Here is a 24,911-nt window from a genome sequence, read left to right on the forward strand (position 1 = left end):
AGACGGCTTGCCCGATACTTACGCCTCTCAAGATTGACATATGCTTACCTGACCGGAGCAAGAAATCTTGCAAATCTGGCCGGAATATATCGGGGGTCGTGCGGCGACGCACCGCACAGTGTCGAGGATGGATATATGACGAATTTTCATGGAATAAAGCGGCGCACGCTTTTTGCCGCAGGCCTCGGCCTGCTGGCCGCGCCGGTCATCTTGAGGGGAACGGCCCAGGCAGCCGCAACTGGAGAAACAGGCAATATGGAAGTCACACCGCAGCCGCAGATCAATCAGTTCAAGCTCGGCTCCTTCAAATTTACTGCTGTCCGCGACGGTTTCAACGTGCTCGAAAAGCCCTATGAGACCTTCGGTTCGAACCAGGATCCGCAGACCGTCCAGGCGCTTCTCGCCGCCAATTTCCTGCCGGCCGACAAGTTCGCAAACAGCTATGCGCCAGCCGTTGTCGACACCGGTTCCGATGTCATCGTCGTCGATACCGGCTTCGGTGCGGCCGGCCGCGAACGGGGCATGGGCCAGTTCGCTGCTGGGCTGAAGGCCGCCGGTTATTCGCCTGATGACGTCACGGTCGTGGCGCTGACGCATCTGCATGGCGATCATATTGGCGGCCTGATGGAAGGCGGCACTCCGGCGTTCAAGAATGCCCGCTATGTCATCGGCCAGGCTGAGTATGATTTCTGGTCGGATAAGGCGCGCGAAGGCACGCCGGCCGAAGGCGGCCACAAGGCGGTGCTCGCCAATGTCGTGCCGCTCGCTGAAAAGGCGACCTTCGTCAAGGAAGGCGATACGGTCGCGCCGGGTCTCACCGCGATGCTTGCCACCGGCCATACGCCCGGCCACATGGTCTTCCATGTCGAATCCGAAGGCAAGCGGCTCGTCATGACCGGCGACACGGCAAATCACTACATCCTGTCGCTGCAGCGGCCGGATTGGGAGGTGCGCTTCGACATGGATAAGGCAAAGGCGGCCGCAACCCGCAAGAAAGTGTTCGACATGATCGCCACCGACAAGATCGCCTTCCTCGGCTATCACATGCCGTTCCCCTCGGTCGGCTTCGTCGAGAAACAGGAGACCGGCTATCGCTTCGTGCCGAAGACCTACCAGTTCGACATCTGAGCCATACGCATAGCTCCCATGCATGCGCATCAGCCCGAAAACCGGAAACGATTTTCGGAAAGCCGGATGCGTAGATTCAAAGAGATAGAGCGTCCCTTGTGCATCCACGTGGACATATGGCGCTCCAGGCCCGGCCATGTGCCGGGCTTTTTTGCTATTTCCTTCCTGTCATAGACGTGTTACCAGCCCTCGCCAACTTCCATAAACTCATGCACACCGCCGGTGCGGACGATTCGTACCGGGTGGAACGCATTTTTCTTTCTTGAAGGAATTTGGCCATGGCTCGCATCATTGAAACGCCAACCGGATTGGACGCACTCACCTTCGATGATGTGCTGCTGCAGCCCGGTCATTCCGAAGTCCTGCCGGGTCAGACGAGTGTCGCAACACGCCTCGCCCCCGATTTCGAGCTGAATATCCCGATCATTTCTGCCGCAATGGACACCGTGACCGAAGGCCGCCTGGCAATCGCCATGGCGCAGGCCGGCGGCCTTGGCGTCATTCACAAGAACCTAACCCCCATCGAGCAGGCCGAGCAGGTTCGCCAAGTCAAGAAGTTCGAAAGCGGCATGGTCGTCAATCCCGTGACCATCGGCCCGGACGCGACGCTCGCCGATGCCCTGGCGCTGATGAAGATGCACGGCATCTCCGGCATCCCGGTCGTCGAGAAATCCGGCCGCCTCGTCGGTATCGTCACAAACCGTGACGTCCGCTTCGCATCCGACCCGACCCAGAAGATCTACGAACTCATGACCCATCAGAATCTGGTGACGGTCAAGGAAAGCGTCGATCAGCAGGAGGCCAAGCGCCTGCTGCACTCTCACCGCATCGAGAAGCTGCTGGTCGTCGATGGTGAAGGCCGTTGCGTCGGTCTGATCACCGTCAAGGATATCGAAAAGGCACAACTGAACCCGAACGCGTCCAAGGATGCGCAGGGCCGCCTGCGCGCCGCCGCTGCCGTCGGCGTCGGTGACGATGGTTTCGAGCGTGCCGAACGGCTGATCGATGCCGGCGTCGACCTGCTCGTCGTCGACACGGCCCATGGTCATTCGGCTCGTGTTCTGGAAGCCGTCGCCCGCGTCAAGAAGCTCTCCAACTCCGTTCGCATCATGGCTGGCAATGTCGCAACGGCCGACGGCACGAAGGCGCTGATCGATTCCGGTGCCGACGCTGTCAAGGTCGGTATCGGCCCGGGTTCAATCTGCACCACACGCATCGTCGCCGGTGTCGGCGTTCCGCAGCTTGCTGCCATCATGTCGGCTGTCGAGGCCGCAAGGGCGCAGGATATCCCCGTCATCGCCGATGGCGGCATCAAGTTCTCGGGCGACGTGGCGAAGGCCATCKCGTCAGGTGCTTCCGCCGTCATGATCGGGTCATTGCTCGCCGGTACTGATGAAAGCCCGGGTGAGGTCTATCTCTACCAGGGACGTTCCTTCAAGGCCTATCGCGGCATGGGTTCCGTCGGCGCCATGGCGCGCGGCTCCGCTGACCGCTACTTCCAGGCGGAAGTGCGCGACACGCTGAAGCTCGTGCCTGAAGGCATCGAAGGACAGGTGCCCTACAAGGGTCCGGTCTCCGGCGTCCTGCATCAGCTCGCAGGTGGCCTCAAGGCCGCGATGGGTTATGTCGGCGGCAAGGATATCAAGGAGTTCCAGGAGCGCGCCACCTTCGTGCGCATCTCCGGCGCCGGCCTGCGTGAAAGCCATCCGCATGATGTCACGATCACGCGCGAAAGCCCGAACTATCCAGGCGTCGGCGTCTGATCATGGAAATGGGCAGCCGGGTTCCGCTCTGGATCATCGCGCTGCTCGCGGCCCTCTGCCTCGTCGTCCTCGGCTGGACCACCTTCGGCTTCACCATGCCCTTCGAGCATGAGACGGGGCAGGCGGTGCTCGATAGCTATTTTGTAGGCTACGACGAGGCTGCAGTCTTTCATATGCAGACGCTGCTCGACCAGAACGAGACGGCAAGCCGCATTCTCCGGGCCATGTATTTCGGCCCGGAACTCATCTTTCCGGCCCTGCTGACCGCCCTTCTATTCCTGATTTTTCTGCGGCTCGGACCGATCGAAACATGGCGCGGCCGGCAGGCACCCCGCCTGCTTGGCCGGATCACCTACATCCTGCCTWTCATTTACGGCTTCGCCGATTATGCCGAAAACATCTCAAGCCTGGTCGCCTTCAGCGACAGTGCTTCGGCAAGCTTTGCCGCGTATCTCCTGCCGTGGATGACCAAGCTGAAATTCGCAAGCCTCGCCGTCTGCGCCATTCTCATTGTGCGAGTCGCAGTGCTCCGGCAAGTGCGAGAAGACTGAACGCTTACGGCGACCAGCGCCATGCCGGATGGGCAAGCCTTGCCGCAAGGAAGTCCCCGAGCACTTCCACTTTTGTCGGCCGGGCACGCGCCGTTGGCGTGACGAAATAAAGCGCACCCTTCGGCAGGCTCCAGTCGGTGAGGATCGCTTTCAGGCGCCCGTCGGCCAGATATTCATAGGCCATGAATTCCGGCAGTTCGACGACGCCGAGGCCGCGCAACGCCATCGGAATCAGTGCTTCGGAATTGGTGGCCCGCAGCTGTCCGTTGGGTACCACGATCTCCTCTTCTCCGGCCTTGTTGCCGAAGCGCCAGATATCCTGCCGCGGCCGGTAGGCATAGCCGAGGCAATGATGGGCTGCGAGATCTCGCGGGTGTTGCGGGCAACCGTATTTCTCAAGATAGGCGGAGGCGGCAAGAATGAAGGGCGCGACCGACGTCAGCCTCTTCGCCACGAGCGAGGAATCGGGCAACACCGCAATACGCAGCGCTGCATCGAAGCCTCCGCCCACGAGATCGACCACCGCATCGCTCATATGCATGTCGATCGAAACCTCGGGGTAGAGTTCGAAGAAGTCCGGCAGGATCGGCGCCAGCCATTGCCGTCCGAAAACCATGGGAACGGCGAGGCGGATCAGCCCGCGMGGCTGGCTGGAAAGTTCACGCGCGGCATTTTCGGCCGCTTCCGCCTCGGCATAGATGCGCTGGGCGCGATCCACGAACCGCAGCCCGAAATCCGTCAAAGCCAGTTGACGCGAAGTGCGGTTGAAGAGCCGTGCGCCGAGGCGGTCTTCCAGCCGGCTGACCGCTCTCGAGACCGTCGGCACAGAAACCCCCAGCGTCTTGGCAGCGCGGACGAAGGAGCGTTCCTCTGCCACTTTGGCGAACATGGCGAAGCCTTCGAAGTCCGGAAAGCCCATCGTTTCATTCCTGCAATGATACTTTTCATTTGTTTCTATTCAGAAATGAAACGCTCGTCCACATCTTCAATTCAGTCGAATACAACAGGAGACGACGACAATGACACTGAGACTGAATGGAAAGATTGCTGTCATCACAGGCGCAACGTCGGGCATCGGCCTTGCCACGGCAAAACGCTTTGCAGCGGAGGGCGCGCAGCTTTTCATCACCGGCCGCCGCAAGGATGTGCTTGATGCGGCTGTCGCCGAGATCGGCGGTAACGTCACCGGCATCCAGGCCGACTCGGCAAAGCCTGCCGATCTCGACCGTCTCTACGAGCTGGTGAAGGCGAAAGTGGGCCGCATCGACGTGCTCTTCGTCAATGCCGGTGGCGGTTCGTTTGCGCCGCTCGGGGCCATCACCGAAGAACAGTATGACGATACTTTCGGCCGCAACGTGAAGGGCGTGCTCTTTACCGTGCAGAAGGCCCTGCCACTGCTCGGAAACGGCTCCTCGGTCATTCTKACCGGTTCCACTGCAGGTGCATCCGGCACGCCGGCCTTCAGCGTCTACGCTGCATCGAAGGCAGCAATTCGCAGCTTCTCCCGCAACTGGATCCTCGACCTGAAGGATCGCGGCATCCGCATCAACACGCTGAGCCCCGGCCCGACGGAAACGACCGGTCTCGTTGAGCTCGCCGGTCAGGACAAGGCGCAGCAGCAGGGCCTGCTGGACTATATGGCGTCGCAGGTTCCGATGGGCCGCGTCGGCCGCCCGGAAGAAATCGCCGCAACGGCGCTTTTCCTGGCATCAGATGATTCAAGCTTCATCACCGGCGCCGAAATCTTTGTCGACGGTGGCCTCGCCCAAGTCTGACCTTCAAGACGGCCCGCTTCACGGCGGGCCGCCAGGGCTCTGGAATCCGCCCGATCTTTCCGCTACTTCTCCGGCAGTCGCCGAAACGAAGGGAATGATCGATGACCGGCTTTGAGATGTTCTGGCCCCTGCTTGCCCACGTCCTGCTGGTCTATATCCTGTATGGGCTGCTTGGCCTGCGCCGCGGCAAGGTGGTTCATGAGGGCCGGATGAAGAAATCCGACTATCGCGAGAATCGTGACGAACCGCCTGAGAGCCTTTTCGTCAAGAACAGCCTCGCCAACCAGTTCGAGCTGCCGGTGCTTTTCTATGCCTGTGGCATTCTTCTCTATATCACCGAGGCGGATAACCTGGTGGCCGTCGTGCTCGCCTGGCTTTTCGTCGTCCTGCGATATGCCCATGCCTATGTGCATGTTACCAGCAACGACCTGCGCCTCCGCAGCCCTCTCTTTGCCGCCGGTTTTGTCGTGCTCGGTGTCATGTGGGCCTGGCTTGCCGGCTGGATGTTGTTTTCCTGATCCGGAGCCATCAGGTAACACAGTTTTGTTCCTCCGTTATCGGCCGCTGACCTATGTTCCCCCTTGCCGATCGGGCATGGGGTAGGGAACAGAGGAGGTCTGTCATGGAAAAGCCCACCATTACGCAGGCAATGATCAATGCCTATGACGAATATACGCATCTGACGCTGGATCGTCGCAGCTTCATGGACAAGCTGTCGAAGCTGGCCGGCTCGGCGACAGCAGCGGCGGCAATTGCGCCCCTTTTGGCTGCCAACAAGGCAGCAGCAGAAGTGATCGCCGAAAATGACGACCGTCTGACTGCCCAGGATGTCACCTATCCGGGGAGCGGTGGCGACATGAAGGGCTATCTGGTGCAGCCGAAAGATGCGACCGGCAAGCTTGGCGGCGTCATCGTCATCCATGAGAACCGCGGCCTCAACCCACATATCCGCGATGTCGCCCGCCGCATGGCGCTTGAAGGCTTCGTCGCGCTCGCTCCGGATTTTCTCTCGCCGCAGGGCGGCACGCCCGAGAATGAGGATCAGGCGCGCGACATGTTCAGCAAGCTTGATGCGGCCACGACCGTTGCAAATGGCGAGGCGACCGTCGCTTATCTTTCCAAGCTCGATGCGACGAACGGCAAAGTCGGCGCGATCGGCTTTTGCTGGGGCGGTGGCGCGGTCAACAACCTCGCGGTCAAATCGCCCGAGCTGAAAGCAGGTGTGGCCTATTATGGCGCACAGCCGCAAGCCTCCGATGTCCCCAACATCAAGGCTGCGCTGCTGCTCCACTATGCCGGCCTCGATGACCGCATCAACGCCGGCATCGATGCCTATAAGAAGGCGCTGGAGGACAATGGTAAAAAATTTCAGATCTACGTCTATGACGGCGTCAACCATGCCTTCAACAACGATACGTCGGCCGCCCGCTATGACAAGGCGGCAGCCGATCTCGCCTGGAGCCGCACGATCGAGTTTCTGAAGCAAAACATTGCCTGATCTGGGTTTCGGCATGCTACCGCAACGCGACGAAGGAGAGCGACAAGCGGCCAACCCGCCTTGCTGAACAGAGCGTTAACAGGCCTTTTTGCACAGGCCAAAACGGGGCATAAGGCCCCGTTTTACATAGGCTCTTGCCATTGCTTAAAATCCGACCATTTCCATTTACGACGGATGAATACCTGCATGTCATATCGGCCCGACGCGCCGGTATGACACATCACTTCCGCCGCTTAATAACGAGACAGATGGGAACCACATGGGCGCGGACATTTCGGATCGCATTGCTCTTCGTAGGAAGCCGAAACAGGAGCGCAGCATCCAGCGGCTGGATCTCATTCTCAACGCAGCCGCCACCATCATTGCGGAAAAGGGCGTCAGCGCCATGCGGATGACCGAGCTTGCCGCCGCCGCGAAGGTTCCGATCGGTTCGGTCTATCAATATTTCCCGGAAAAGGCGGCGATCGTCAAAGCGCTGTTCGACCGCCATGCGCAGGCGATCCAGCAGAAGACGGCCGAGATGTTTGCGGATGTTCGGTCCCTCGACGAAGCGCTCGACCTCATCTCCACGATAATCGACTGGTATTATGCCGAATACCGCAACGATGCGGCCTATCTGGGGGTCTGGRTGGGCACCGAGACCGATCAGGATCTGCTACGCCTGAACATCGAGCATAGCGGTCAGGTTGCCGAGATCTTTCAGGATGCCGTCCGCCGTCTCTCGCCGGAACTCTGCGATGAGCAAATGAAAGCGCGCACTTACCTTTTCAGCCACTTGATCGGCGCGGCAATCCGCCTTGCGGTGCTGAGTGAAGATGGTTTCGGCGAGCGCATTCTCGACGAATGGAAGCGCGTGATCCGCGCCTCCCTTTTTGCTCCGACGTCCGCCTCGGCAGCTTAAGACTACCAGCTCGGCATCATGCTGGCCGCAGCCTTGAGCCGCGGATAGTGACGGGCGTGACCGGTCTTCAGATCCTGGTCGAGGCTGTCTTCGATGACAGTCGGCGTGATGTTGTCGAGGCAGGCGGTGATGTGCGCGGTAATGGCATTCATCAGCGACAGGGAAACGCCGGGCCGTTTCATGATGCCGATCTGCACCGGCGGCAGCGCCGGGAAGCCGTCTGCCTGGCTCAATACCTTCATGCCTGTGCGGAGTGCCGATTCCGGCATGACCGAAACCGCCATGCCGGCGAGCACGGCGGAGGCAACCACGGTGCAGGACCAGCTTGTGAACAGGATCTGATACTCGCGGCCGACGGCATCGAGCGCCGAGCAGGCAAGCTGCCGCCATTGGCAGTCGCGCCGGCCGACGGCAAGCGGCACCGGTGCATCGTCGCGGATCGGATGGTTGGCCGAACTCACCCAGCAAAGCGGTTCCGTCCGCACCACATCCGAAATACGCTCGCGCGGATTATGGGTGACAAGCGCGATATCGAGTTCGCCCTTGTGCATGCGCTCGGCCAGATCGACCGATGGCTCGCAGACGATGTATAGTTCCACATTCGGATGTGTCTTGGCGAAGCGGCCGATGATCTCGGGCATATAACGGTCGGCATAATCATCGGGCGTGCCGATGCGCAACGTACCTTCCAGCCTGTTGTCGTCGAAGGCGGCGATCGCCTCATTGTTCAGGCGGATCATGCGCCGGGCATAGTTGAGCAGTTTTTCGCCTTCCACCGTCAGGCGGTTGCCGCGACCATCCTTGATGAAGAGTTGTTTGCCGATGCGCTCTTCCAGCCGGMGCATCTGCATGGAGACGGCAGACTGCGTCTTGTAGACCTTGTCGRCAGCCTTGGTGAAACTGCCGGAGTCCACGATTGCGATGAAGGTCTGCAACTGGTCGATATCAAGAGGCGCCGACATGATCCCATCCACCCATAAAGATCTCTGATGTTAATCATTAGAAACATTCGTTGGACTGATCAATAGGTCTTTGGCATCTTCGGGATGCAAATCAAGCAAAGTGAAGGACAGACACCCTGCTTGTCCGCCTGTGACCAGCTTGACCCTTCCTGCACGACCTCGCAGGCGGGGTGGGCTGTTCTGCGCCCCGAAGAAAGGAGAGTTCGATGCGCACTCATGAACAGACACTAGAACTCGACTGCGGCAAGCTCGCCCCGACGTTCATGCAACGTCTCATGGCTGGCCTTGCGCCGCTGGCAAACGCCCTTCGCATTGTGCGCAATCGCTCGCAGGTGAACGGGCTGCATGAGCTCGATGACAATCAGTTGCGGGATATCGGCCTGACGCGGGCCGATGTCACCTCCGCTTTCCTCGCTTCGACCTTCTTTGAAGATCCGTCGGAGCATCTGACACAGGCGGCCAAGCGCCGCTGGCATATTGCGGTCATGCGCCCCTACAGGGACTGAACGCACGCATTTCCCCGCAGGGCGATAGCCAATAGCCCTGCTGCTTAACCCGGTGATCGGCTTTCCCAAGCCATCTCCGGGTTTTTTTATTTTTTAGCCGCGGGGGCAGGGCTTTCGGGAGCAGGCGTGGGTTTCGGCCGATAGGCCTCGAAGATTGCCTCAAGGCTCTTCTGATAGTTTTTCTGCACCTCGAGACCGCTGTCGAACATTGAATTCAGCATCTGGGTATAGCTGTCATTGACCGCTTTCGGTTCTTCCTTCGGCTGTTCCGGGGTCTTTGCCGCCGGCTGCTGAAGTCCCGCCATCATTTCCTGGAATGCCTTGGCGAAGGGATTGTCGAGGAACGGGTTGGCGGGCTGCGACTGAGGTTCCGGCTTTGGCACGCTGAACATCAGCTGCATGGCCTGCGTGAAGGGATTATCGAAAATGCTGGGCTCGGGCGCCGCTTTCGGCTTCGGCGCAAAGCCGGTGCTCTCAAGCCATCCCTGGATTGTCTCGCCCATGGCGGTATTGACGAAGGGATTGACCGGCGAGGCCATCTGCCCGGTCGATTGCTTGAAGAGCCCGCCCATAAGCGTACCGGCCATGACCGGCAGCATCTGCTTGTAGATCTCCTGGCCTATGCCCGTCATCTGGGCCGCCTGCGCCGCAATGGCGCGCGAGACCTCCTTCGAACCGAAAAGCTGGGAGAGGATGTTGTTACCGTCAGAAACGCCCTCAGGCGTGAAAGCCTTGCTCACATCCTCGAAATATTTGGCATAATTTCCCGAGGCCACTGCCTGCATCAGGCCGACGAAATCATAGGGGTTGCTGGTGCTGCGTTTGAGGCCGGTGGAAAAAGCCGGCATCAGCGCGGCCATCGCTTTCGTTGCCTGTTCCTGGGCGAGGTTGAACTGCTTGGAGATTGCATCCATCGCCGCCCCGTTCTGCGCCTGCATCATCATGTCGAAAAGTGGCAGCATGAAAGTCCCTTTCCTGTATAGCGGCGCATGTCAGCGCCACTATAGCCGGAAATGGGAATGCGCAAACGGCTTTTTGGAGGGGGAGAGCCGCCTCTTAGTATTGATATTCCTGGAAGACCGGCTCGACCGAGCCGTTCCAGCGGCCGTGATAGAGCGCTAGCAGATCTTCGGCGAGCGTCGCCTTCTTTGCCAGAACCTCATCGAGTGGTGCCAAGAAGATGCTCTCGTCGACGCCGTCGCCATTCAGCCTGTTGCGTGCCTTGAGGCCGGCGCGGGAAATATTCACGACCTCGCGCGCCGTATCGATCAGCGCATGGCCACGGAACCTGGCCTTGAGGCCTTCCTCCGGCACAGCATTGCGCAGGACATTCACTTCCTCGAAACGCCAGTCCTTGGTCAGTGCGTCGGCGGCCTCAAGAGCGGCGTCATCATAGAGCAGGCCGACCCAGAAGGCCGGCAGGGCACAGATGCGGCGCCACGGGCCCCCGTCCGCACCACGCATTTCCAGGAACCGCTTGAGGCGCACGTCGGGAAAGAGGGTCGAAAGATGGTTCGTCCAGTCGCCCATCGTCGGCTCATGGTCGGCAATCTCGCCCTTCAGCGCACCGTTCATGAACTGCCGGAAGGTGACGTGGGTCGCCTTGTGATAGTGCCCGTCGCGCATGACGAAATACATGGGAACATCGAGCGCCCATTCGGCATAATCCTTGAAGCCGAAATCGTCGCGGAAGGTGAAGTCGAGCAGGCCGCTGCGCCTGTTGTCCACGTCACGCCAGACATCGCCGCGCCAGGAGAGCATCCCGTTGGGCTTGCCTTCGGTGAAGGGAGAGGAAGCGAAAAGCGCTGTCGCCAGCGACTGCAGCTTCATCGATACGCGCATCTTGCGGCGCATGTCGTCTTCCGAAGAGAAATCGAGATTCACCTGGATCGTGCAGGTGCGATACATCATGTCGAGACCGCGGGTGCCGACCTCGGGCATGTAGCTGGTCATGATCTCGTAGCGCGACTTCGGCATTTGCGGGGTTTCCGCATAGGTCCATGTCGGGCTGCCGCCAATGCCGAGGAAACCGATGCCCATAGGCTCGGCGATCTCGCGCACTTGCGCCAGATGCTGGTTGGATTCCTTACAGGTCTGATGAATGTTCTCGAGTGGTGCGCCCGAGAGCTCGAACTGGCCGCCGGGCTCGATCGAGATCGCGCCCATGCCGTTCTGCTCGCCGAGACCGATGATGTTGTCGCCATCCGTGATCGGCTCCCAGCCACTCTTGGCCTGCAGGCCTTTCAGAAGTGCGGAAATGCTGGCTTCGCCAAAATAGGGAACCGGACTGTTGTCCTTGCGGAAGAAGACGAACTTCTCATGTTCGGTGCCGATACGGAACCGTTCCTTCGGCTTGTTGCCGGCGGCAAGATAGTCGGTCAGCTCCTGAACCGAAGAGAGCGGTGTCTGGTCGGTAGTGTCGCGAGCCATGAAATTACCTGTATTCGGAAGGCGCCGGGGGCCGGGGCAATTGGAAGGGTGATTAGTGCCCAAGCCAGCTAAGTTGCAAGTGAAATTCTTTCAATATGTCATCAAAAAATTAGCAGGCTTTCCAGGGAACCGGCGTTCGAAAGTCAATTCCAGTCGCCGATGGCAGCCTGTATCATTGCCATTGCCGCGACTGCTGCGGTATCGGCGCGCAGGATGCGTGGACCGAGTGGAATTGCGGTCACGAAATCCAGGCTGCGCAGGCGCATTCGCTCCTCTTCCGAGAAGCCGCCTTCGGGACCAACCAGCAGCGCGAGTTTCTTTTCGGCGATCCTGGAAAGCAGCGGCAGCGGGTTCTGCCCGGCATCGCCCTCGTCGCAATAGATGATGCGCCTCTCTCCGGGCCAGCGATCGAGCAGATCGGAAAGTTTGATGGGCTCCGCTACTTCAGGAATGCCGAGGATGCCGCATTGTTCGGCTGCTTCGATGACATTCGCCCGGATCTTGTCGAGATTGCTGACTTTGCCCTGTACGTGCTGTGTCATGACCGGCTGCAGCAGACCGGCGCCCATTTCCACCGCCTTCTGCACCAGATAGTCCATACGGCCGATTTTCAGCGGCGCGAAGAGATAGTGCAGGTCGGAGGGCGCAGGCTGCGGTCGTGTCTGCTCAGTGGCTGACAGCAGGATGCGTTTGCGGGTCGGGAAGGTAAGGCTCGCCTTCCATTCGCCGTTGCGACCATTGAAGAGGAGGATTTCCGCACCCTCTTCCATGCGCAGCACGTTGGCGAGATAGTTGAACTGATCGGCATTGGCCTCGACGGCAGCACCCTTTGACAAGGGGGCGTCGATGAAAAGCCGCTGCATGCGGAAATTGGCGCGCATTCTGAGACCCAGACTCACATGAAGAGCGCGAACATAACCCAATAAATCATCGCCGCAAGCGCAGCCGAAACCGGCACGGTGATGACCCAGGCTGCGATGATCGTCATGAAGTGCGAACGGCGGACGAGATAACGTCGACGGGCTTCATGGACATTTGGCTCAGGCTCGTCGATCTCGAAGCTTTCAGCCTTGCGGCGTATGAATTCGATGCGGCGCTTCGAATGGCGCGTGTACCATTCGCGGAAGAAGCCGACGCCGAAGACGGAGCCGACTGCAATATGCGTGGTGCTGACCGGCAGGCCGAGCCAGGAGGCGACGATGACGGTGAAGGCGGTCGACAGCGCCACGCAATAGGCGCGCATCGGGTTGAGCTTGGTGATTTCCTCGCCGACGAGCCGGATGAGGCGCGGCCCGAAAAGCAGCAACCCGACCGAGATTCCAAAAGCGCCGATCAGCATGACCCAGAGCGGTGGATGACCGATCATGCTGTTGTCAGCGATACCGGCCGTGTGAACGATGGCCGATAGTGGGCCGACCGCATTCGAAACGTCGTTTGCGCCATGCGCGAAGGAGAGCAGCGCGGCCGAGCCGATCAGCGGAAAGTGGAACAGCGTGCGAAGTGAGCTGTTGCGGTTTTCGAGGTTCTCCGCCTGCCGCAGGATGAGTGGCCGCACAGCAAGCCAGCTGACGAGCCCGATGCCGATGCCGATCAGAAGGATCGTCAGCGACGAATATCGTCCTTGCGGCGCAAGCTGCAGCACCATATAGGCCATGAAGCCGCTGGCCATGACGGCGACCATCACGGGCACCCACTGCCGGGCGGCAGCGATCTTGTCCTCGCGATAGACGATGAGGGTCTTCACCAGATAGAGCAGCCCGGCGGCAATCAGCCCGCCGATCAACGGCGAAGTTATCCAGCTTGCGGTGATTTCCAGCATCACTCGCCAGTTGACGGGTTCCGGTCCTGCAGCACCGAGGCCTGCCCCGATCACGGCGCCGACGATTGCGTGCGTCGTCGAAACCGGTGCATTCATCCAGGTGGCGAGGTTGATCCAGAGCGCGGCAGCCGTGAGCGCCGCCATCATGATCCAGCCGAGTGTCGCGGGGGGGACCTGCGCCGTATCGACGATGCTGGAGGAAATCGTCCTGACGACCTCGCCGCCCGCGATCGTCGCACCTAGCACCTCGAAGATTGCGGCGACGATCAGCGCCTGCTTCATGGTGATGGCACGCGCACCAACGGCCGCGCCGACATTGTTCGTCACGTCGTTGGCGCCGATGTTCATGGCCATGTAGGCGGCAAGTGCTGCGGCAGCAATTACCAGCACAGCGCCCGGCCTGTCGAACACGTAGACGCCGGCAAAAAGCATGGCGAGGCCGAGAAAGATCAGGCCAAGTCCGGGTGTCACCAACCGTCGCGAGACGTGCTTGGCCGCATCCTCGACATGGGTAAATTTGTCGAGGTCCTTATCGAGCGTGCGTTTCGTGAGGACGGCGTTGCGTTGCGGCATTCTGTTTCCTGGCTAAGACCTGCTTTTGCGCCGCCTTTTATAGCAGCACAAGATGGCAGGAMTTATTCCGCCAGAATTTGTTTCGGAATGCCGCTGGAAAGCTTTTCGGCCATGCGCCGTTTAAAGGCGAGGAACAGGTTGCGCAATTCGGGTTCCTGGACGCGCTTGACCGCTTCGTCACAGGGAACCCACTCGATGGTTCGCTCGCCCTTTTCCTTGAAATTCTTCGTCGCACCGGTCACTTCGAGGACGTATACCTGAACCTTGCAGGTCACCTTCATGCCGTCGCGCAAAACCTTCTGGTAGGTATAGTGGCCGAGCGTTTCGGTCTCCACCRTGCCGCGCACGCCAGCCTCTTCCAGGGCTTCCTGCGCCGCAACTTCATAGGCGCATTTGCGGTTCATCGGCCAGCCCTTGGGGATGACCCAGCGGCCGGTGTCACGGCTGGTCATCAGCAAAACTTCGAGATCGCCCGACTTCTTTTTCACCCGATAGCAGAGCGCAGCATATTGCTGACGCGGCGGACGCCGGAACATGAGTTGCACATCAGAAGCCAGGCGGGCAAGAAGGGTCAATTGTCGGGTCACCTTTAGGGTCGTTATCTGAGTCGGCTTAATATTAGTATCATATGAAAAGCTTGCGCGATCCATACGTGCAAAACGACGGACACGATTTAATCCATTGTACATAGGAAAATCGAAGCGGGGCAGGTTCGGAAATTCCGCCATTTCCTGTCCCGAACGCGTCGTCTTGCACAGCTGTACAATATGGTCCGGCCTTGCATTCTCTTCAATGCCAAGATCTGGTGATCCACCGCGATTTTTTGGAATGTGGTAACTATGCGACTCCCACCCCTCAACGCTATCCGCGCCTTCGAAGCCGTCTGCCGCCATGGCAGCATTCTGAAGGCGGCCGAGGAGCTCGGTGTGGTGCGCGGCGCGGTGCGTCAGCAGATTGACACACTCGAAGACCATCTCGGCAGAAAGCTCTTCGTGCGTGATGGCCGCAGGCTGGTCCCGACCGAGAAGGCGAGCGCCTTTGCCGAGGCGGCAGGTGCTGCCCTTACCATTTTGAGACGCGCCGCCGCCGAATTCGAGGAGACAGGCAGGAAGCGCATCCGCCTCGGAGTGCCCTCGGCTTTCGCTGTCTGGTGGCTGATGCCGCGGGCGGCTGACATGCAGGCAAGCCTTGGCGATATCGAGATCGATATCGTACCCATGCCCGTGGTTGAGCCGCTTTCCCATCATCCGGATTTCGATGCCGTCATCATGGGCGGCGAGCAGCGCTCCTCTGCTGGGATGTCGGAGACGCGTTTCATGGAGGATGAGTTTGGCCCAGTCGCCACACCGGAACTCGCCGCCAGGCTTGCCGGCAACCCCCAAGCCATGGCGGCGGATATGACCGTGCTCGTCAGCCGCAGTGCGCCGAAGCTCTGGGCGGAGTGGTTTGCCGAAAGTACCACGCCGCCGGTTGTCTTTTCTCGCCGGCGCGAGTTTGAGGATCTGCTTCTGGCGCTGGGGGCAGCCCGCTCCGGCCTCGGTATCGCGCTGGCACCGAAAGCCTCGATCGAAGACGATCTTGCCCGCGGCATTCTGGTTGCCCCTTACGGCTTCATTCGCCGCCCGGCAGGCTATAGCCTCTGCTGCCGGACGCCGGATGCGAAACGTCCGGCCTTCGTGGCACTCCGCAACTGGCTGCTGCGCTCCGGCAGCGCGTGACGAAAGGGCAGTTTTTCTGCCCTTTCGTCAGAAATATCTCCATGTCGGCCCTGTCTTTTGCTCGCTAGATCAGGGCAACGAAAGGGCATGAGATGGAAAAGCTTGCGATACGCATCGACTGGATCGGCAATAGCTGCCGCCTGCTGAAGGAAACGGCGGCGGAATTTGAAAACACGCGGCCGTTTGAAGGCTTGTCCATCGGCACCGGCATCCATCTGGAGCCGAAGACRGTCGCTCTGTTGCTGACCTTGCGGGCCGGTGGCGCGCGCCTGATCTGCACCGGTAATCTGAACAGCACCCAGCCGGCGACCGTGGAATTCCTGCGCGCGCAGGGCATCACCGTCTTCGCGACCCAGACGACCGATCCCGTCGCCCACCACCGGAGCCTTGAAGCCGTCGTTGCAGAAAAGCCAGATCTCTTGCTGGACAATGGTGGTGATCTCTTCGCCATCGCAGCCGAAAGGCCCTACGCCAATTTGCTCGGCGGTGCGGAAGAAACGACCTCCGGCCGGACCCGCCTGCTGCCGATGCGCGACAAGCTGGCAATGCCGATCCTCGTCATCAACGACAGCCCGATCAAGCAATTCGCCGAAAACAAGCATGCCGTCGGCCAGAGCCTGTTCGAAAGCTACATGCGCTTCACCAACCGCTCTACCAATGGCAAGCGTGTGACCGTCTTCGGTTACGGCGCCTGCGGCAAGGGCACGGCCGCCGCCTTCCGCAACGCCTTCTCGACGGTAAGCGTCGTCGATATCGATCCTGTTACCAGCCTGGAGGCGCATCTGGACGGCTTCATCACGCCGCTCCGCGAACAGGCGATCCGCTCGGCGGACGTGATCGCAACTGTCACGGGTTTCCCTGATATCGTCACCGCAGCCGATCTGCCGCTCATCAAGGATGGCGCGATCCTGATGAACGGCGGCCATTTCCCGTGTGAGATCGATGTCGCAGCCTTTCGCAGCCATCCCGATGTCGTTGGCATCGACCGATATGAGGCCGATCATATCGAGACTTTCCACCTGAAGGATGGCCGCTCCTTCCACGTGCTCGGCGGCGGCCATATGGCCAATCTCGCCGGTCCACGACCCCTGGGCAACTCGGTGGAATCCATGGACCTCGGCTTCACGCTGCAGGCCCGCTGCCTGGAGCGTGTCGCAAAACACGGTGTCGGCGCCGAATCCTGCATCGTGCCGGTGCCCGCCGACATCGATGCGATGGTGGCGAGCGCCTATCTCGATCTGGCTCGTTAGATCTCGACGACTACCTTGCCTTCGGCCTGCCGGCTTTCGAGCAGCCGGTAGGCATCGCCTGCCTCGGCAAGCGAAAACCGCCGCTGGTCGAGGTTCGGCATCAGCGCTCCAGCTTCGAYGCGTGACGCTATCTGCTTGAGGACCTCGCCATGATGGGCGCGGTCGTCGCCGGTCAGGAGCGGCGCCAGCGTGAAGACGCCTGAATAGCTTGCTCCCTTGAAGGAGAGCGGCGCCAGAGCATGTGTGCCCCAGCCGAGGCTGCTGACGACGTGGCCAAACTTGGCGACCGCCTGGAAGGCGGCGTCAAGACCCTTTCCGCCGATCGTGTCGTAGACGATGTCGAAACCTATGCCGCCGGTATATCGGGTAACATAGTCTTCGGTCGTCTCCTTCGCATAGTCGATCGGCGTCGCTCCGATGCTGCGGATGTAATCGGCCTTCGAACCGCCATCGACGGCATAAACCTCGGCACCGGCAGCAACCGCCATCTGCACAGCGATGTGGCCGACGCCACCGCCACCGCCGATGACCAGCACCTTCTGCCCGGACCTTACCTGTGTGCGGTCTTCCAGCCCCTCCCAGGCAGTGATCACGATCAGCGGCAGGGCTGCCGCCTGGCGCATGGAGAGATTGCGCGGCTTCAGCGCGACGAGATCGGCATCGACAGCTGCAAATTCGGCAAGCGATCCCTGCAGGCCACCGACACCGCCGGTCATGCCATAGACTTCGTCGCCGGGGCGAAAGCCTGTCACACCGGGGCCGACCGCTTCGACGATACCGGCCATGTCGATGCCAAGGATGGCGGGCAGGGGGTGGCGGGCATGTGCGGCCTCGCCGGCGCGGATCTTAAGGTCCAGCGGATTGAGCGCCGCGGCCTTGATGCGGACGAGGATCTGGCCAGGTCCGGCAACCGGCCTGGCGATATCGACGACCTGGAATTCGGCATTCTGCGTTTTTACAAGCGCTGCTTTCATCGTGCTCATGGAATTCTCCTTGGTTTGTGGGCCGAAGAATGCGGCATTGAATTTCGAATGGAAACCAAAGATAAAGACTATCGATCATGCATTTTCGTTTGGGTGTAAGCCGTGGAATGGAGCGACCTGAAACTCTTCCTGGCAATCGCGCGGCTTGGAACCCTTGGTGCGGCAGCGCGCAGCCTCGGACTGACGCAGCCAACCATGGGTCGCCGCCTCCGGGTGCTGGAAACATCGCTCGGCCAGACGCTTTTTCAGCGAACTGCCGATGGTTTTGTCCTGACGGATGAAGGCACGACCGTCTTTGCCCGCGCCGAACGCATGGAAGAAGAAGCGCTCGGGCTGGAGCGTGAACTCGCCGGCCAGAACGGACAACTCGATGGGTTGCTACGGCTTTCCTCCTCGGATTGGTTCGGCGCTCACGTGCTCTCGCCCATCCTGGCGGAGTTCTCGGCTGCCAATCCCAAGGTCGTCATTGAACTTTTGACCGACAGCCGCTTGATGAGCCTCTCACGTCGCGAGGCTGATATCGTCTTCCGTATTGCGCCTTTCACCGAGACCGAGGTCATATCCAGAAAGCTCCTGCATATCGATTACGGTCTCTATATCCTCCGTGGCCTGACTCATCCTGAAACCGGCAATGGAACCGGCGCACGCCTCATCACCATGGATGAGGCCTTCGGCGGAATGCCCGATGTCGGCTGGCTGAGGCGTCTGCTGCCGAAGGCCGATATCGTCATGCGCAGCAATAACAGAGATGTACAGGCGACCCTTTGCGCCAACGGTGCCGGCCTTGCCGTGCTGCCGCGTCCGCTCGGCGATTCCATCGCGGCCATCGAACATGTCGATCTCGGCGAAGCACCACCCGGCCGCGATACATGGGTCGGCTATCATCGCGACATGAAACGGCTGGCCCGGCTGCGGGCGCTGCTTGATCTCGTCATCGAACGGCTGGCACATTAGCCAGTTGAACTCGTTCGCTCAGTGCTCCCAGTAGGGATCCGGGCCGTAGAGCTCGGCCAGATAGTCGATGAACAGACGTACCTTGGCCGGCAGGAACTGGCGGCTGGGGTAGACCGCCGAGAGAGTCACATTGTGCGAACCTTCATAGGATGGCAGCACCTGAATCAGCCTGCCGTCCTTCAACTCCTCACCGATATCCCAGGTGGAGCGGAGAGCAATGCCGAGGCCGGCAATGACCGTCTCGCGGATCACCTCGCTCGAATTGGTGATCAGCGTGCCCTCGGGCCGCAGGCTGAATGCTCCGTCTGGTCCGTCCAGCCGCCAGACGTCATTGTTGTGGGCCGGCAGACAGCGATGCTGTTTCAGTTCTTCGATATGTTCCGGCATGCCGTGGGCGGCGACATAATCCGGCGAGGCGCAGAGCACCCGGCGCACCGGAGCCAGGCGGCGCGCGACAAGGCTGGAATCGGTCAGTTCCGCAATGCGGATGGCCAGATCGAAGCCGCCGCCGACGATGTCGCTGAACTCGTCGGTCAGCACCAGATTGATGGTGAGTTCCGGATGCGCCTCCATGAAGGATTTCAGATGTGGCGCGATATGCATACGGCCGAAGGAGGTGGGGGCGGAGATTTTCAGCGTGCCATGCATCTGCGCCGAGCGGCCGGAAATGTAGAATTCCGCTTCCTCCAGCCCTGCCAGAATGCCGAGAACACGGTCGTAGAAACCTTGGCCCGCCTCTGTCAGCGAGATCTGCCGCGTCGTGCGCTGCAAAAGCCGCGTGCCGAGCCGGTCTTCCAGCCGCTTGATGCGCTTGGAAACGACGGCAGGGGAAAAGCCGAGCGCGCGGCCCGCGAGCGACATGCTGCCGGTCGAAACGACCTTGGCAAAGATTTCGAGATCACCCAGATTGGTCATAAGCTTTTGTAACTTTTTCCCTTTTGGCATAAGTGCTTAACATTTGCGCCGGTTTCGGGAAAGTGCTAAGCCCAAAGAACCGGTGACCGGGAGGAATTGCCATCGGTTTCCGTCATGTTGGCCGAGGGAGAACGCCATGTCCGACGCCATTTCGTTTCTCGCTCCACGCCCCGATGTTCTGGCGCGCCGCCGGGAAATCGTCGCCGATCTCATCGATCTCCTGCCGCCGGAATGTCTGATCCATGAAGCGCGCGAGCTCGTGCCCTTCGAGACGGATGCCTTCGTTTCCTACCGCCGCCTGCCGCTCGCAGTCGCCCTGCCGCGATCGACGGCGGAAGCGGCAGCTGTCATGAAATACTGTCATCGCTACGGCATTCCGGTCGTCCCTCGTGGGGCCGGCACCTCGCTTTCGGGCGGCGCGATCCCGCAGGAAGACGCCGTCGTGCTCGGCCTGTCGAAGATGAACCGTATTCTCGACATCGACTTCGCCAATCGCTGCGCGGTCGTTCAGGCCGGCGTGACCAATCTCAACATTTCGGAAGCCGTCTCCGCGGACGGTTTCTTCTATGCGCCCGACCCGAGTTCCCAGCTTGCCTGCACGATCGGCGGCAATATCGGCATGAATTCCGGTGGCGCTCACTGCCTGAAATATGGCGTGACGACCAACAACCTGCTCGGCGTCAAGATGGTGCTGACCGATGGAACGGTGATCGATCTCGGCGGCAAGGCGTTGGATGCGGCGGGCTACGATCTGCTCGGCCTTGTCTGCGGCCATGAGGGCCAGCTCGGCATCGTCACCGAAGCGACGGTGCGCCTGATTGCCAAGCCCGAGGGCGCCCGCCCGGTTCTTTTCGGTTTCGAAAGCTCGGAAGAGGCCGGCAGCTGTGTGGCCGATGTCATCGCCGCCGGCATCATTCCCGTCGCTATCGAATTCATGGACAAGCCGGCGATCGAGATCTGCGAGGCCTTTGCCCACGCCGGTTATCCGCTCGATGTCGGTGCGCTGCTTATCGTCGAGGTCGAGGGATCGGAGGCGGAAATGGACGACATGCTGAAAAGCATTGTCGAGATTGCCCGTACCCATGGTGTCAAGACGGTACGTGAATGCCAGTCGGCAACCGAGGCGGCGCTGATCTGGAAGGGTCGCAAATCGGCCTTCGGCGCGACCGGTCGCATCGCCGATTATATCTGCATGGACGGCACTGTCCCGCTGAGCCAGMTTTCCCATGTGCTGAAGCGGACATCGGAGATCGTCGCACATTACGGCCTGCGGGTCGCCAACGTCTTCCATGCCGGTGATGGCAACATGCATCCGCTGATCCTCTTCAATGCCAATGATCCCGAGGAGGCGGCAAAGGCCGAAGCGGCCGGCAACGATATCCTCAAGCTCTGCGTCGATGCCGGCGGCTGCCTGACCGGCGAACATGGCGTTGGGATCGAAAAACGCGACCTGATGCGCCATCAATATTCGCAGGCCGATCTCGCCCAGCAGATGGCGGCGCGCGCCGCCTTCGATCCGCAATGGTTGCTGAACCCTTCCAAGGTTTTCCCGCTCGAGGGGCGTCCTGCCGCATGATCGATCTGGTGCCTGCAAGCGAAGAGGAAGCCGCGGCGGTCATCCGCGCGCATGCGCAAGAGGGCCGAGCGCTCGCCATCAGCGGCGGCGAAACGCGGTCCGGGTTCGGGAATGCGGTCGAGGCGGAAGATCGTCTGCGCTCGACCGGCCTATCCGGGATTGTCGCCTATAATCCCGGCGAGATGGTCATGAGCGCAAGAGCGGGCACGCCGCTTGCCGACGTTGAGGCGGCCCTTGCCGAAAACGGCCAGATGCTCGCCTTCGAGCCCATGGATCATCGCGCCCTCATGGGCACATCGGGTGAACCGACGATCGGCGGTGTCTTTGCCGCCAATGTCTCCGGTCCGCGACGCTTCGTGGCGGGTGCCGCACGTGACAGCCTGCTTGGCATCCGCTTCGTCAATGGCAAGGGCGAGATCATCAAGGCCGGTGGCCGGGTGATGAAGAATGTCACGGGTCTGGATCTGGTGAAGCTGCTGGCTGGCTCGCATGGCACGTTGGGTTTCCTGACCGAGGTTACCTTCCGCGTGCCGCCGCGTGCGAAGACCGAGGAGACCGTCGTCATCTCCGGTCTGAACGATGCCGAGGCCGCAAATGCGATGGCAGCGGCGATGGCCCTGCCGATGGACGTCACCGGCGCGGCACATCTGCCATTGACCGTGACGTGGAAGTTTCTCGGTGGCAAACTGCCCGAGGGAGAGGCGACGGCGCTGCGCATCGAAGGCCTGCCGGGGTCGGTAGACTCACGCGCGGTAAAGCTTCTGTCGGCGATGGCGTCGTTTGGCCCGGCTGCAAGGCTGGATCAGGCCGCCAGCCGGCAGCTCTGGCAGGAGATCCGCGACGTCGCACCTTACGCTGACGGAACGGCACGGCCCGTCTGGCGGGTTTCGGTCGCGCCCGGCACTGGCCATCAGCTTGTCGCGGCCCTCAGGCTGGAAGCCGGCGTCGATGCTTTCTATGATTGGCAGGGTGGTCTCGTCTGGATGCGCATGGAGGCAGATMCGGAAGCCGGTCTGATCCGCCGCTTCATCAGGGCGCTCGGTGGCGGCCATGCGACGCTGATCCGCGCCTCGGCTGAGGCAAGGGCGGCGATATCAGCCTTCCAACCGGAGGAAGAGGCAGTGGCACTGCTTTCGCGCCGCGTGAAGGAAAAGTTCGATCCGGCGGGGATATTGAATCTGGGGAAGATGGCGGGACACTGAAATGCAGACCAACTTTACTCTTGCCCAGCTTGCCGATCCGCATGTAGCCGAATCCGAACAGATCCTGCGCAAGTGCGTGCATTGCGGATTCTGCACCGCCACCTGTCCGACCTACGTCACTCTCGGCAACGAGCTTGATAGCCCCCGCGGGCGCATTTATCTCATCAAGGACATGCTGGAAAACGACCGCGCGGCGGATACGCAAGTCGTCACCCATATCGACCGCTGTCTGTCCTGCCTTGCCTGCACGACCACCTGTCCTTCGGGCGTCGATTACATGCATCTGGTCGACCATGCCCGAGCCCATATCGAAAAGACCTACAAGCGGCCGTTCATGAACCGGCTGACGCGCGCCATCCTTGCGGCCGTGTTGCCCTATCCCGGCCGCTTTCGGGCAGCCCTGACGCTTGCCCGGATCGGCCGCCCCTTTGCCGGCTTGATGCGCGGGCCGGCGCTGAAGCCGTTCGCCGCCATGCTGGCGCTTGCGCCATCAAGCATTCCCGCACCATCGCCCTTCGCTCGGCCCGGGCGGCATGAGCCGCAGGCCGAGCGGCGCKGACGCGTGGCGATCCTCACCGGCTGCGCACAGCCCGTTCTCGATCCCGCCATCAACGAGGCGACCATCCGGCTGCTGACCCGCCTTGGTATAGAGGTCATCGTCCCCGAGGGAGAGGCCTGCTGCGGCGCGCTGGTCCACCATATGGGGCGCGAGGAACAGGCTCTGGCTTCGGCCCGCGCCAATGTCGATGTCTGGACCCGCGAGATCGAGGCTGGCGGCCTCGACGCGATCATCATCACCGCGTCCGGGTGCGGCACGACGGTCAAGGACTACGGCCACATGCTACGCCTTGACCCCGCCTATGCGGGCAAGGCGGCACGCGTCTCGGCCCTTGCCAAGGACATCACCGAATATCTTGCCGGCCTCGAACTGCCTGCGCATATGCCGAGGGGCATTACCGTCGCCTATCATTCCGCCTGCTCCATGCAGCACGGCCAGAAGATCACCATGGCGCCGAAGCATCTGCTCAAGGCGGCAGGTTTTACCGTTCGCGATCCGGCCGAAGGCCATCTCTGCTGCGGCTCGGCCGGCACCTACAACATCATGCAGCCGGATATTTCCGCAGTCCTGAAGGCCCGCAAGGTCAAGAACATCGAGGCGACCAAGGCCGATATCATCGCGACCGGCAATATCGGCTGCATCACCCAAATAAGGTCGGGCACGCCAACGCCGATCCTGCATACGGTCGAGCTCCTGGACTGGGCTTACGGGGGCTCTGTGCCTGAAAAATTAAGAGGTTTGCCGCTAGTTTGAGATCACCGATTCATCGGTCGATCTCAGGGAGTTATGGCTATGTGGCGCGGATTTATGGTGCTTGGCATATTGCTTGGCGCGGCTGGTGCGGCGCACGCCGACAGCCGTTATTTCTGTTCTGCCGATGACAAGGACGTGCGCTTTACGCTCGAAAGCGCTTTTGAAGATGGAGGCGGCCACAAGCTGATCCATTTCCGCGGCGCGCTGATGCTCAAGGATGCTGCCAAATCCCCAAACTTCAACAAGCGGATATTCGAATCGAAAGATCTCACGAACCGCTGGTCGCGCGATGGCGATCTGCGCCTGGAAGTCTTCGATACGGAAGGTGGTGATGCCGCAAGCGAGACGCTGGATCTGGCGGTTCTCGCCGGTGGGCACGACAAGCCTTCGCCGAATTTCGGCGGCACCTACGCGCTACGGATCGAAAGCGGTGCCAACTTCTTCGTTGTGGGAGGCAAAGTGAGTTGCGGCACGAAATAGTCCCGCAACTCCAATTCTAGAGAATTTCCGTCTTTCTTCGAATTCCGGAAAAGCTCTATCTCTTTGTTTTCACGCAATTCTGACGCAAAACCGCTGCACACTCTTGCTGGAATTGCACCAGATCACCAGTGGTATGAAATACCGACATTGACCGCGTTTGTGACGATGTTCGTCTTCAGGCGGTCGCCGCTGTCGATCGGCACGTCGACGCGTGAATAGGTGCCCTTGTATTCCACGAAGGTCGACCAGTTGTCGGTGACGCGGAAGTCGTTCACGCCGACACCGGCGCCGAGATAGGGTGTCCAGCGACGGGCYGGATCCTTGAAGCGGTAGAGGCCGTTGASCGTCAGGAGGTTMAGGCCGTCGGTGAATTCGAAATGCGTCCAGCCCGGTGAACGGGCCATGGTTTCGTCGTCGGCATAGACCTTGTCATGGGTGTAATCGAGYGACACGCCCCAGTTCGGCAGGTTGAARTCGCCCAGCCACCAGGTGACGCGGCCGCCGTAATAGGGCGGGCTGCCGAAGGACTTGCCKTCCCAGCCGGCCCTGAAGGACGTGCCGTCGGAAACGTCGACATCGCTGTGCGGCGCCGTCTGGTAACCGCCGTAGATAGAG

General features: G+C 60.7%; 25 protein-coding genes. 15 read left to right on the top strand and 10 right to left on the bottom strand.

Annotation, left to right across the window (positions count from 1 at the left end):
- Positions 1–135: 135 nt before the first annotated feature.
- The 3 genes from AC1DNW_RS27160 (at position 136) to AC1DNW_RS27170 (ending at position 3,442) form a co-directional block, all read left to right on the top strand.
- Positions 136–1,128: an MBL fold metallo-hydrolase gene (locus tag AC1DNW_RS27160; protein ID WP_113311525.1), complete on the top strand. Its 993-nt coding sequence runs from the start codon at positions 136–138 to the stop codon at positions 1,126–1,128.
- Positions 1,129–1,406: 278 nt separating this feature from the next.
- Complete coding sequence (gene guaB / locus AC1DNW_RS27165; RefSeq protein ID WP_477854931.1) at positions 1,407–2,891, top strand: IMP dehydrogenase; 1,485 nt, start codon at positions 1,407–1,409, stop codon at positions 2,889–2,891.
- A gap of 2 nt (positions 2,892–2,893) precedes the next feature.
- Positions 2,894–3,442, top strand: coding sequence for a hypothetical protein (locus AC1DNW_RS27170; RefSeq protein WP_477854932.1), 549 nt, complete (start codon positions 2,894–2,896; stop codon positions 3,440–3,442).
- A 4-nt stretch (positions 3,443–3,446) separates the two neighbouring features.
- Here AC1DNW_RS27170 and AC1DNW_RS27175 read toward each other — a convergent pair whose 3' ends face one another.
- Positions 3,447–4,361, bottom strand: coding sequence for a LysR family transcriptional regulator (locus AC1DNW_RS27175; RefSeq protein ID WP_477854933.1), 915 nt, complete (start codon positions 4,359–4,361; stop codon positions 3,447–3,449).
- 100 nt (positions 4,362–4,461) lie between these two features.
- Between AC1DNW_RS27175 and AC1DNW_RS27180 the strand changes: the two genes are divergently transcribed.
- The 4 genes from AC1DNW_RS27180 to AC1DNW_RS27195 all read left to right on the top strand — a co-directional run bounded on the left by AC1DNW_RS27180 (position 4,462) and on the right by AC1DNW_RS27195 (position 7,616).
- Positions 4,462–5,217 (top strand): SDR family oxidoreductase, encoded by a 756-nt coding sequence (locus AC1DNW_RS27180; protein WP_113300653.1) that lies wholly within the window; start codon positions 4,462–4,464, stop codon positions 5,215–5,217.
- Between the two features lie 101 nt (positions 5,218–5,318).
- Entirely contained in the window at positions 5,319–5,735 is a 417-nt protein-coding gene (locus AC1DNW_RS27185) for an MAPEG family protein (protein ID WP_113311522.1), read from the top strand.
- Between the two features lie 104 nt (positions 5,736–5,839).
- Positions 5,840–6,715 carry a dienelactone hydrolase family protein gene (locus AC1DNW_RS27190; protein WP_113311521.1) on the top strand — a complete coding sequence of 292 codons (876 nt, stop codon included), beginning with the start codon at positions 5,840–5,842 and terminating at the stop codon, positions 6,713–6,715.
- A gap of 259 nt (positions 6,716–6,974) precedes the next feature.
- Positions 6,975–7,616, top strand: coding sequence for a TetR/AcrR family transcriptional regulator (locus tag AC1DNW_RS27195; protein WP_477854934.1), 642 nt, complete (start codon positions 6,975–6,977; stop codon positions 7,614–7,616).
- Between the two features lie 2 nt (positions 7,617–7,618).
- On the opposite strand, the gene AC1DNW_RS27200 is transcribed toward AC1DNW_RS27195, so the two are convergent.
- A complete protein-coding gene (locus AC1DNW_RS27200; protein WP_477854935.1) occupies positions 7,619–8,578 on the bottom strand; it encodes a LysR substrate-binding domain-containing protein in 960 nt (319 codons plus the stop codon).
- Between the two features lie 206 nt (positions 8,579–8,784).
- Between AC1DNW_RS27200 and AC1DNW_RS27205 the strand changes: the two genes are divergently transcribed.
- The gene (locus AC1DNW_RS27205) at positions 8,785–9,084 is read left to right on the top strand and encodes a YjiS-like domain-containing protein (protein WP_112541455.1); all 300 of its coding nucleotides are present in this window, start codon (positions 8,785–8,787) and stop codon (positions 9,082–9,084) included.
- A gap of 86 nt (positions 9,085–9,170) precedes the next feature.
- On the opposite strand, the gene AC1DNW_RS27210 is transcribed toward AC1DNW_RS27205, so the two are convergent.
- From AC1DNW_RS27210 to AC1DNW_RS27230, 5 genes are all read right to left on the bottom strand, one after another.
- Positions 9,171–10,046 carry a DUF937 domain-containing protein gene (locus AC1DNW_RS27210; protein ID WP_113300647.1) on the bottom strand — a complete coding sequence of 292 codons (876 nt, stop codon included), beginning with the start codon at positions 10,044–10,046 and terminating at the stop codon, positions 9,171–9,173.
- 94 nt (positions 10,047–10,140) lie between these two features.
- Entirely contained in the window at positions 10,141–11,514 is a 1,374-nt protein-coding gene (locus AC1DNW_RS27215; RefSeq protein WP_113311520.1) for a glutamate--cysteine ligase, read from the bottom strand.
- A 143-nt stretch (positions 11,515–11,657) separates the two neighbouring features.
- Entirely contained in the window at positions 11,658–12,395 is a 738-nt protein-coding gene (locus AC1DNW_RS27220; RefSeq protein ID WP_113311519.1) for a 16S rRNA (uracil(1498)-N(3))-methyltransferase, read from the bottom strand.
- Positions 12,396–12,409: 14 nt separating this feature from the next.
- Positions 12,410–13,906, bottom strand: a complete 1,497-nt coding sequence (locus tag AC1DNW_RS27225; protein ID WP_113311518.1) for an inorganic phosphate transporter — start codon at positions 13,904–13,906, stop codon at positions 12,410–12,412.
- Between the two features lie 62 nt (positions 13,907–13,968).
- On the bottom strand, positions 13,969–14,481 hold the full coding sequence (locus AC1DNW_RS27230) for an NUDIX hydrolase (protein ID WP_477854944.1): 513 nt from the start codon (positions 14,479–14,481) through the stop codon (positions 13,969–13,971).
- A 264-nt stretch (positions 14,482–14,745) separates the two neighbouring features.
- Between AC1DNW_RS27230 and AC1DNW_RS27235 the strand changes: the two genes are divergently transcribed.
- Both AC1DNW_RS27235 and AC1DNW_RS27240 read left to right on the top strand, forming a co-directional pair.
- Positions 14,746–15,624 carry a LysR substrate-binding domain-containing protein gene (locus AC1DNW_RS27235; protein ID WP_113311516.1) on the top strand — a complete coding sequence of 293 codons (879 nt, stop codon included), beginning with the start codon at positions 14,746–14,748 and terminating at the stop codon, positions 15,622–15,624.
- 92 nt (positions 15,625–15,716) lie between these two features.
- Positions 15,717–16,874: an adenosylhomocysteinase gene (locus tag AC1DNW_RS27240; protein WP_113311515.1), complete on the top strand. Its 1,158-nt coding sequence runs from the start codon at positions 15,717–15,719 to the stop codon at positions 16,872–16,874.
- Here the strand turns inward: AC1DNW_RS27240 and AC1DNW_RS27245 are convergent.
- Complete coding sequence (locus AC1DNW_RS27245; protein WP_477854936.1) at positions 16,871–17,857, bottom strand: zinc-dependent alcohol dehydrogenase family protein; 987 nt, start codon at positions 17,855–17,857, stop codon at positions 16,871–16,873. The two genes, AC1DNW_RS27240 and AC1DNW_RS27245, sit on opposite strands and share 4 nt — an antisense overlap.
- Before the next feature lie 102 nt (positions 17,858–17,959).
- Between AC1DNW_RS27245 and AC1DNW_RS27250 the strand changes: the two genes are divergently transcribed.
- Positions 17,960–18,811 carry a LysR family transcriptional regulator gene (locus AC1DNW_RS27250; RefSeq protein WP_113311513.1) on the top strand — a complete coding sequence of 284 codons (852 nt, stop codon included), beginning with the start codon at positions 17,960–17,962 and terminating at the stop codon, positions 18,809–18,811.
- Between the two features lie 18 nt (positions 18,812–18,829).
- On the opposite strand, the gene AC1DNW_RS27255 is transcribed toward AC1DNW_RS27250, so the two are convergent.
- A complete protein-coding gene (locus AC1DNW_RS27255; protein WP_113311512.1) occupies positions 18,830–19,726 on the bottom strand; it encodes a LysR family transcriptional regulator in 897 nt (298 codons plus the stop codon).
- Positions 19,727–19,862: 136 nt separating this feature from the next.
- Between AC1DNW_RS27255 and AC1DNW_RS27260 the strand changes: the two genes are divergently transcribed.
- From AC1DNW_RS27260 to AC1DNW_RS27275, 4 genes are read left to right on the top strand one after another with little or no spacing between them, the layout of a single operon-like run.
- Complete coding sequence (locus AC1DNW_RS27260) at positions 19,863–21,302, top strand: FAD-linked oxidase C-terminal domain-containing protein (protein ID WP_477854937.1); 1,440 nt, start codon at positions 19,863–19,865, stop codon at positions 21,300–21,302.
- Positions 21,299–22,504 (top strand): FAD-binding protein, encoded by a 1,206-nt coding sequence (locus tag AC1DNW_RS27265; RefSeq protein WP_477854938.1) that lies wholly within the window; start codon positions 21,299–21,301, stop codon positions 22,502–22,504. Before AC1DNW_RS27260 ends, AC1DNW_RS27265 begins: the two co-directional genes overlap by 4 nt.
- Before the next feature lies 1 nt (position 22,505).
- Positions 22,506–23,816 carry a glycolate oxidase subunit GlcF gene (glcF, locus tag AC1DNW_RS27270; RefSeq protein WP_477854939.1) on the top strand — a complete coding sequence of 437 codons (1,311 nt, stop codon included), beginning with the start codon at positions 22,506–22,508 and terminating at the stop codon, positions 23,814–23,816.
- A 39-nt stretch (positions 23,817–23,855) separates the two neighbouring features.
- Positions 23,856–24,296 carry a hypothetical protein gene (locus AC1DNW_RS27275; RefSeq protein WP_477854940.1) on the top strand — a complete coding sequence of 147 codons (441 nt, stop codon included), beginning with the start codon at positions 23,856–23,858 and terminating at the stop codon, positions 24,294–24,296.
- Positions 24,297–24,418: 122 nt separating this feature from the next.
- Here AC1DNW_RS27275 and AC1DNW_RS27280 read toward each other — a convergent pair.
- Positions 24,419–24,911 (bottom strand): outer membrane protein (locus tag AC1DNW_RS27280; protein ID WP_477854941.1); only part of this gene is annotated, 493 nt, incomplete at its 5' end.

It is taken from the genome of Rhizobium sp. 05L429 (assembly GCF_056397645.1).

Excerpts from the sequence above, each read along its gene's own strand:
- AC1DNW_RS27160 (WP_113311525.1), top strand. The coding sequence starts at position 136 with ATGACGAATTTTCATGGAATAAAGCGGCGCACGCTTTTTGCCGCAGGC.
- AC1DNW_RS27185 (WP_113311522.1), top strand. The coding sequence starts at position 5,319 with ATGACCGGCTTTGAGATGTTCTGGCCCCTGCTTGCCCACGTCCTGCTG.
- AC1DNW_RS27190 (WP_113311521.1), top strand. The coding sequence starts at position 5,840 with ATGGAAAAGCCCACCATTACGCAGGCAATGATCAATGCCTATGACGAA.
- AC1DNW_RS27205 (WP_112541455.1), top strand. The coding sequence starts at position 8,785 with ATGCGCACTCATGAACAGACACTAGAACTCGACTGCGGCAAGCTCGCC.
- AC1DNW_RS27210 (WP_113300647.1), bottom strand. The coding sequence starts at position 10,046 with ATGCTGCCACTTTTCGACATGATGATGCAGGCGCAGAACGGGGCGGCG.
- AC1DNW_RS27215 (WP_113311520.1), bottom strand. The coding sequence starts at position 11,514 with ATGGCTCGCGACACTACCGACCAGACACCGCTCTCTTCGGTTCAGGAG.
- AC1DNW_RS27220 (WP_113311519.1), bottom strand. The coding sequence starts at position 12,395 with ATGCGCGCCAATTTCCGCATGCAGCGGCTTTTCATCGACGCCCCCTTG.
- AC1DNW_RS27225 (WP_113311518.1), bottom strand. The coding sequence starts at position 13,906 with ATGCCGCAACGCAACGCCGTCCTCACGAAACGCACGCTCGATAAGGAC.
- AC1DNW_RS27235 (WP_113311516.1), top strand. The coding sequence starts at position 14,746 with ATGCGACTCCCACCCCTCAACGCTATCCGCGCCTTCGAAGCCGTCTGC.
- AC1DNW_RS27255 (WP_113311512.1), bottom strand. The coding sequence starts at position 19,726 with ATGACCAATCTGGGTGATCTCGAAATCTTTGCCAAGGTCGTTTCGACC.
- AC1DNW_RS27275 (WP_477854940.1), top strand. The coding sequence starts at position 23,856 with ATGTGGCGCGGATTTATGGTGCTTGGCATATTGCTTGGCGCGGCTGGT.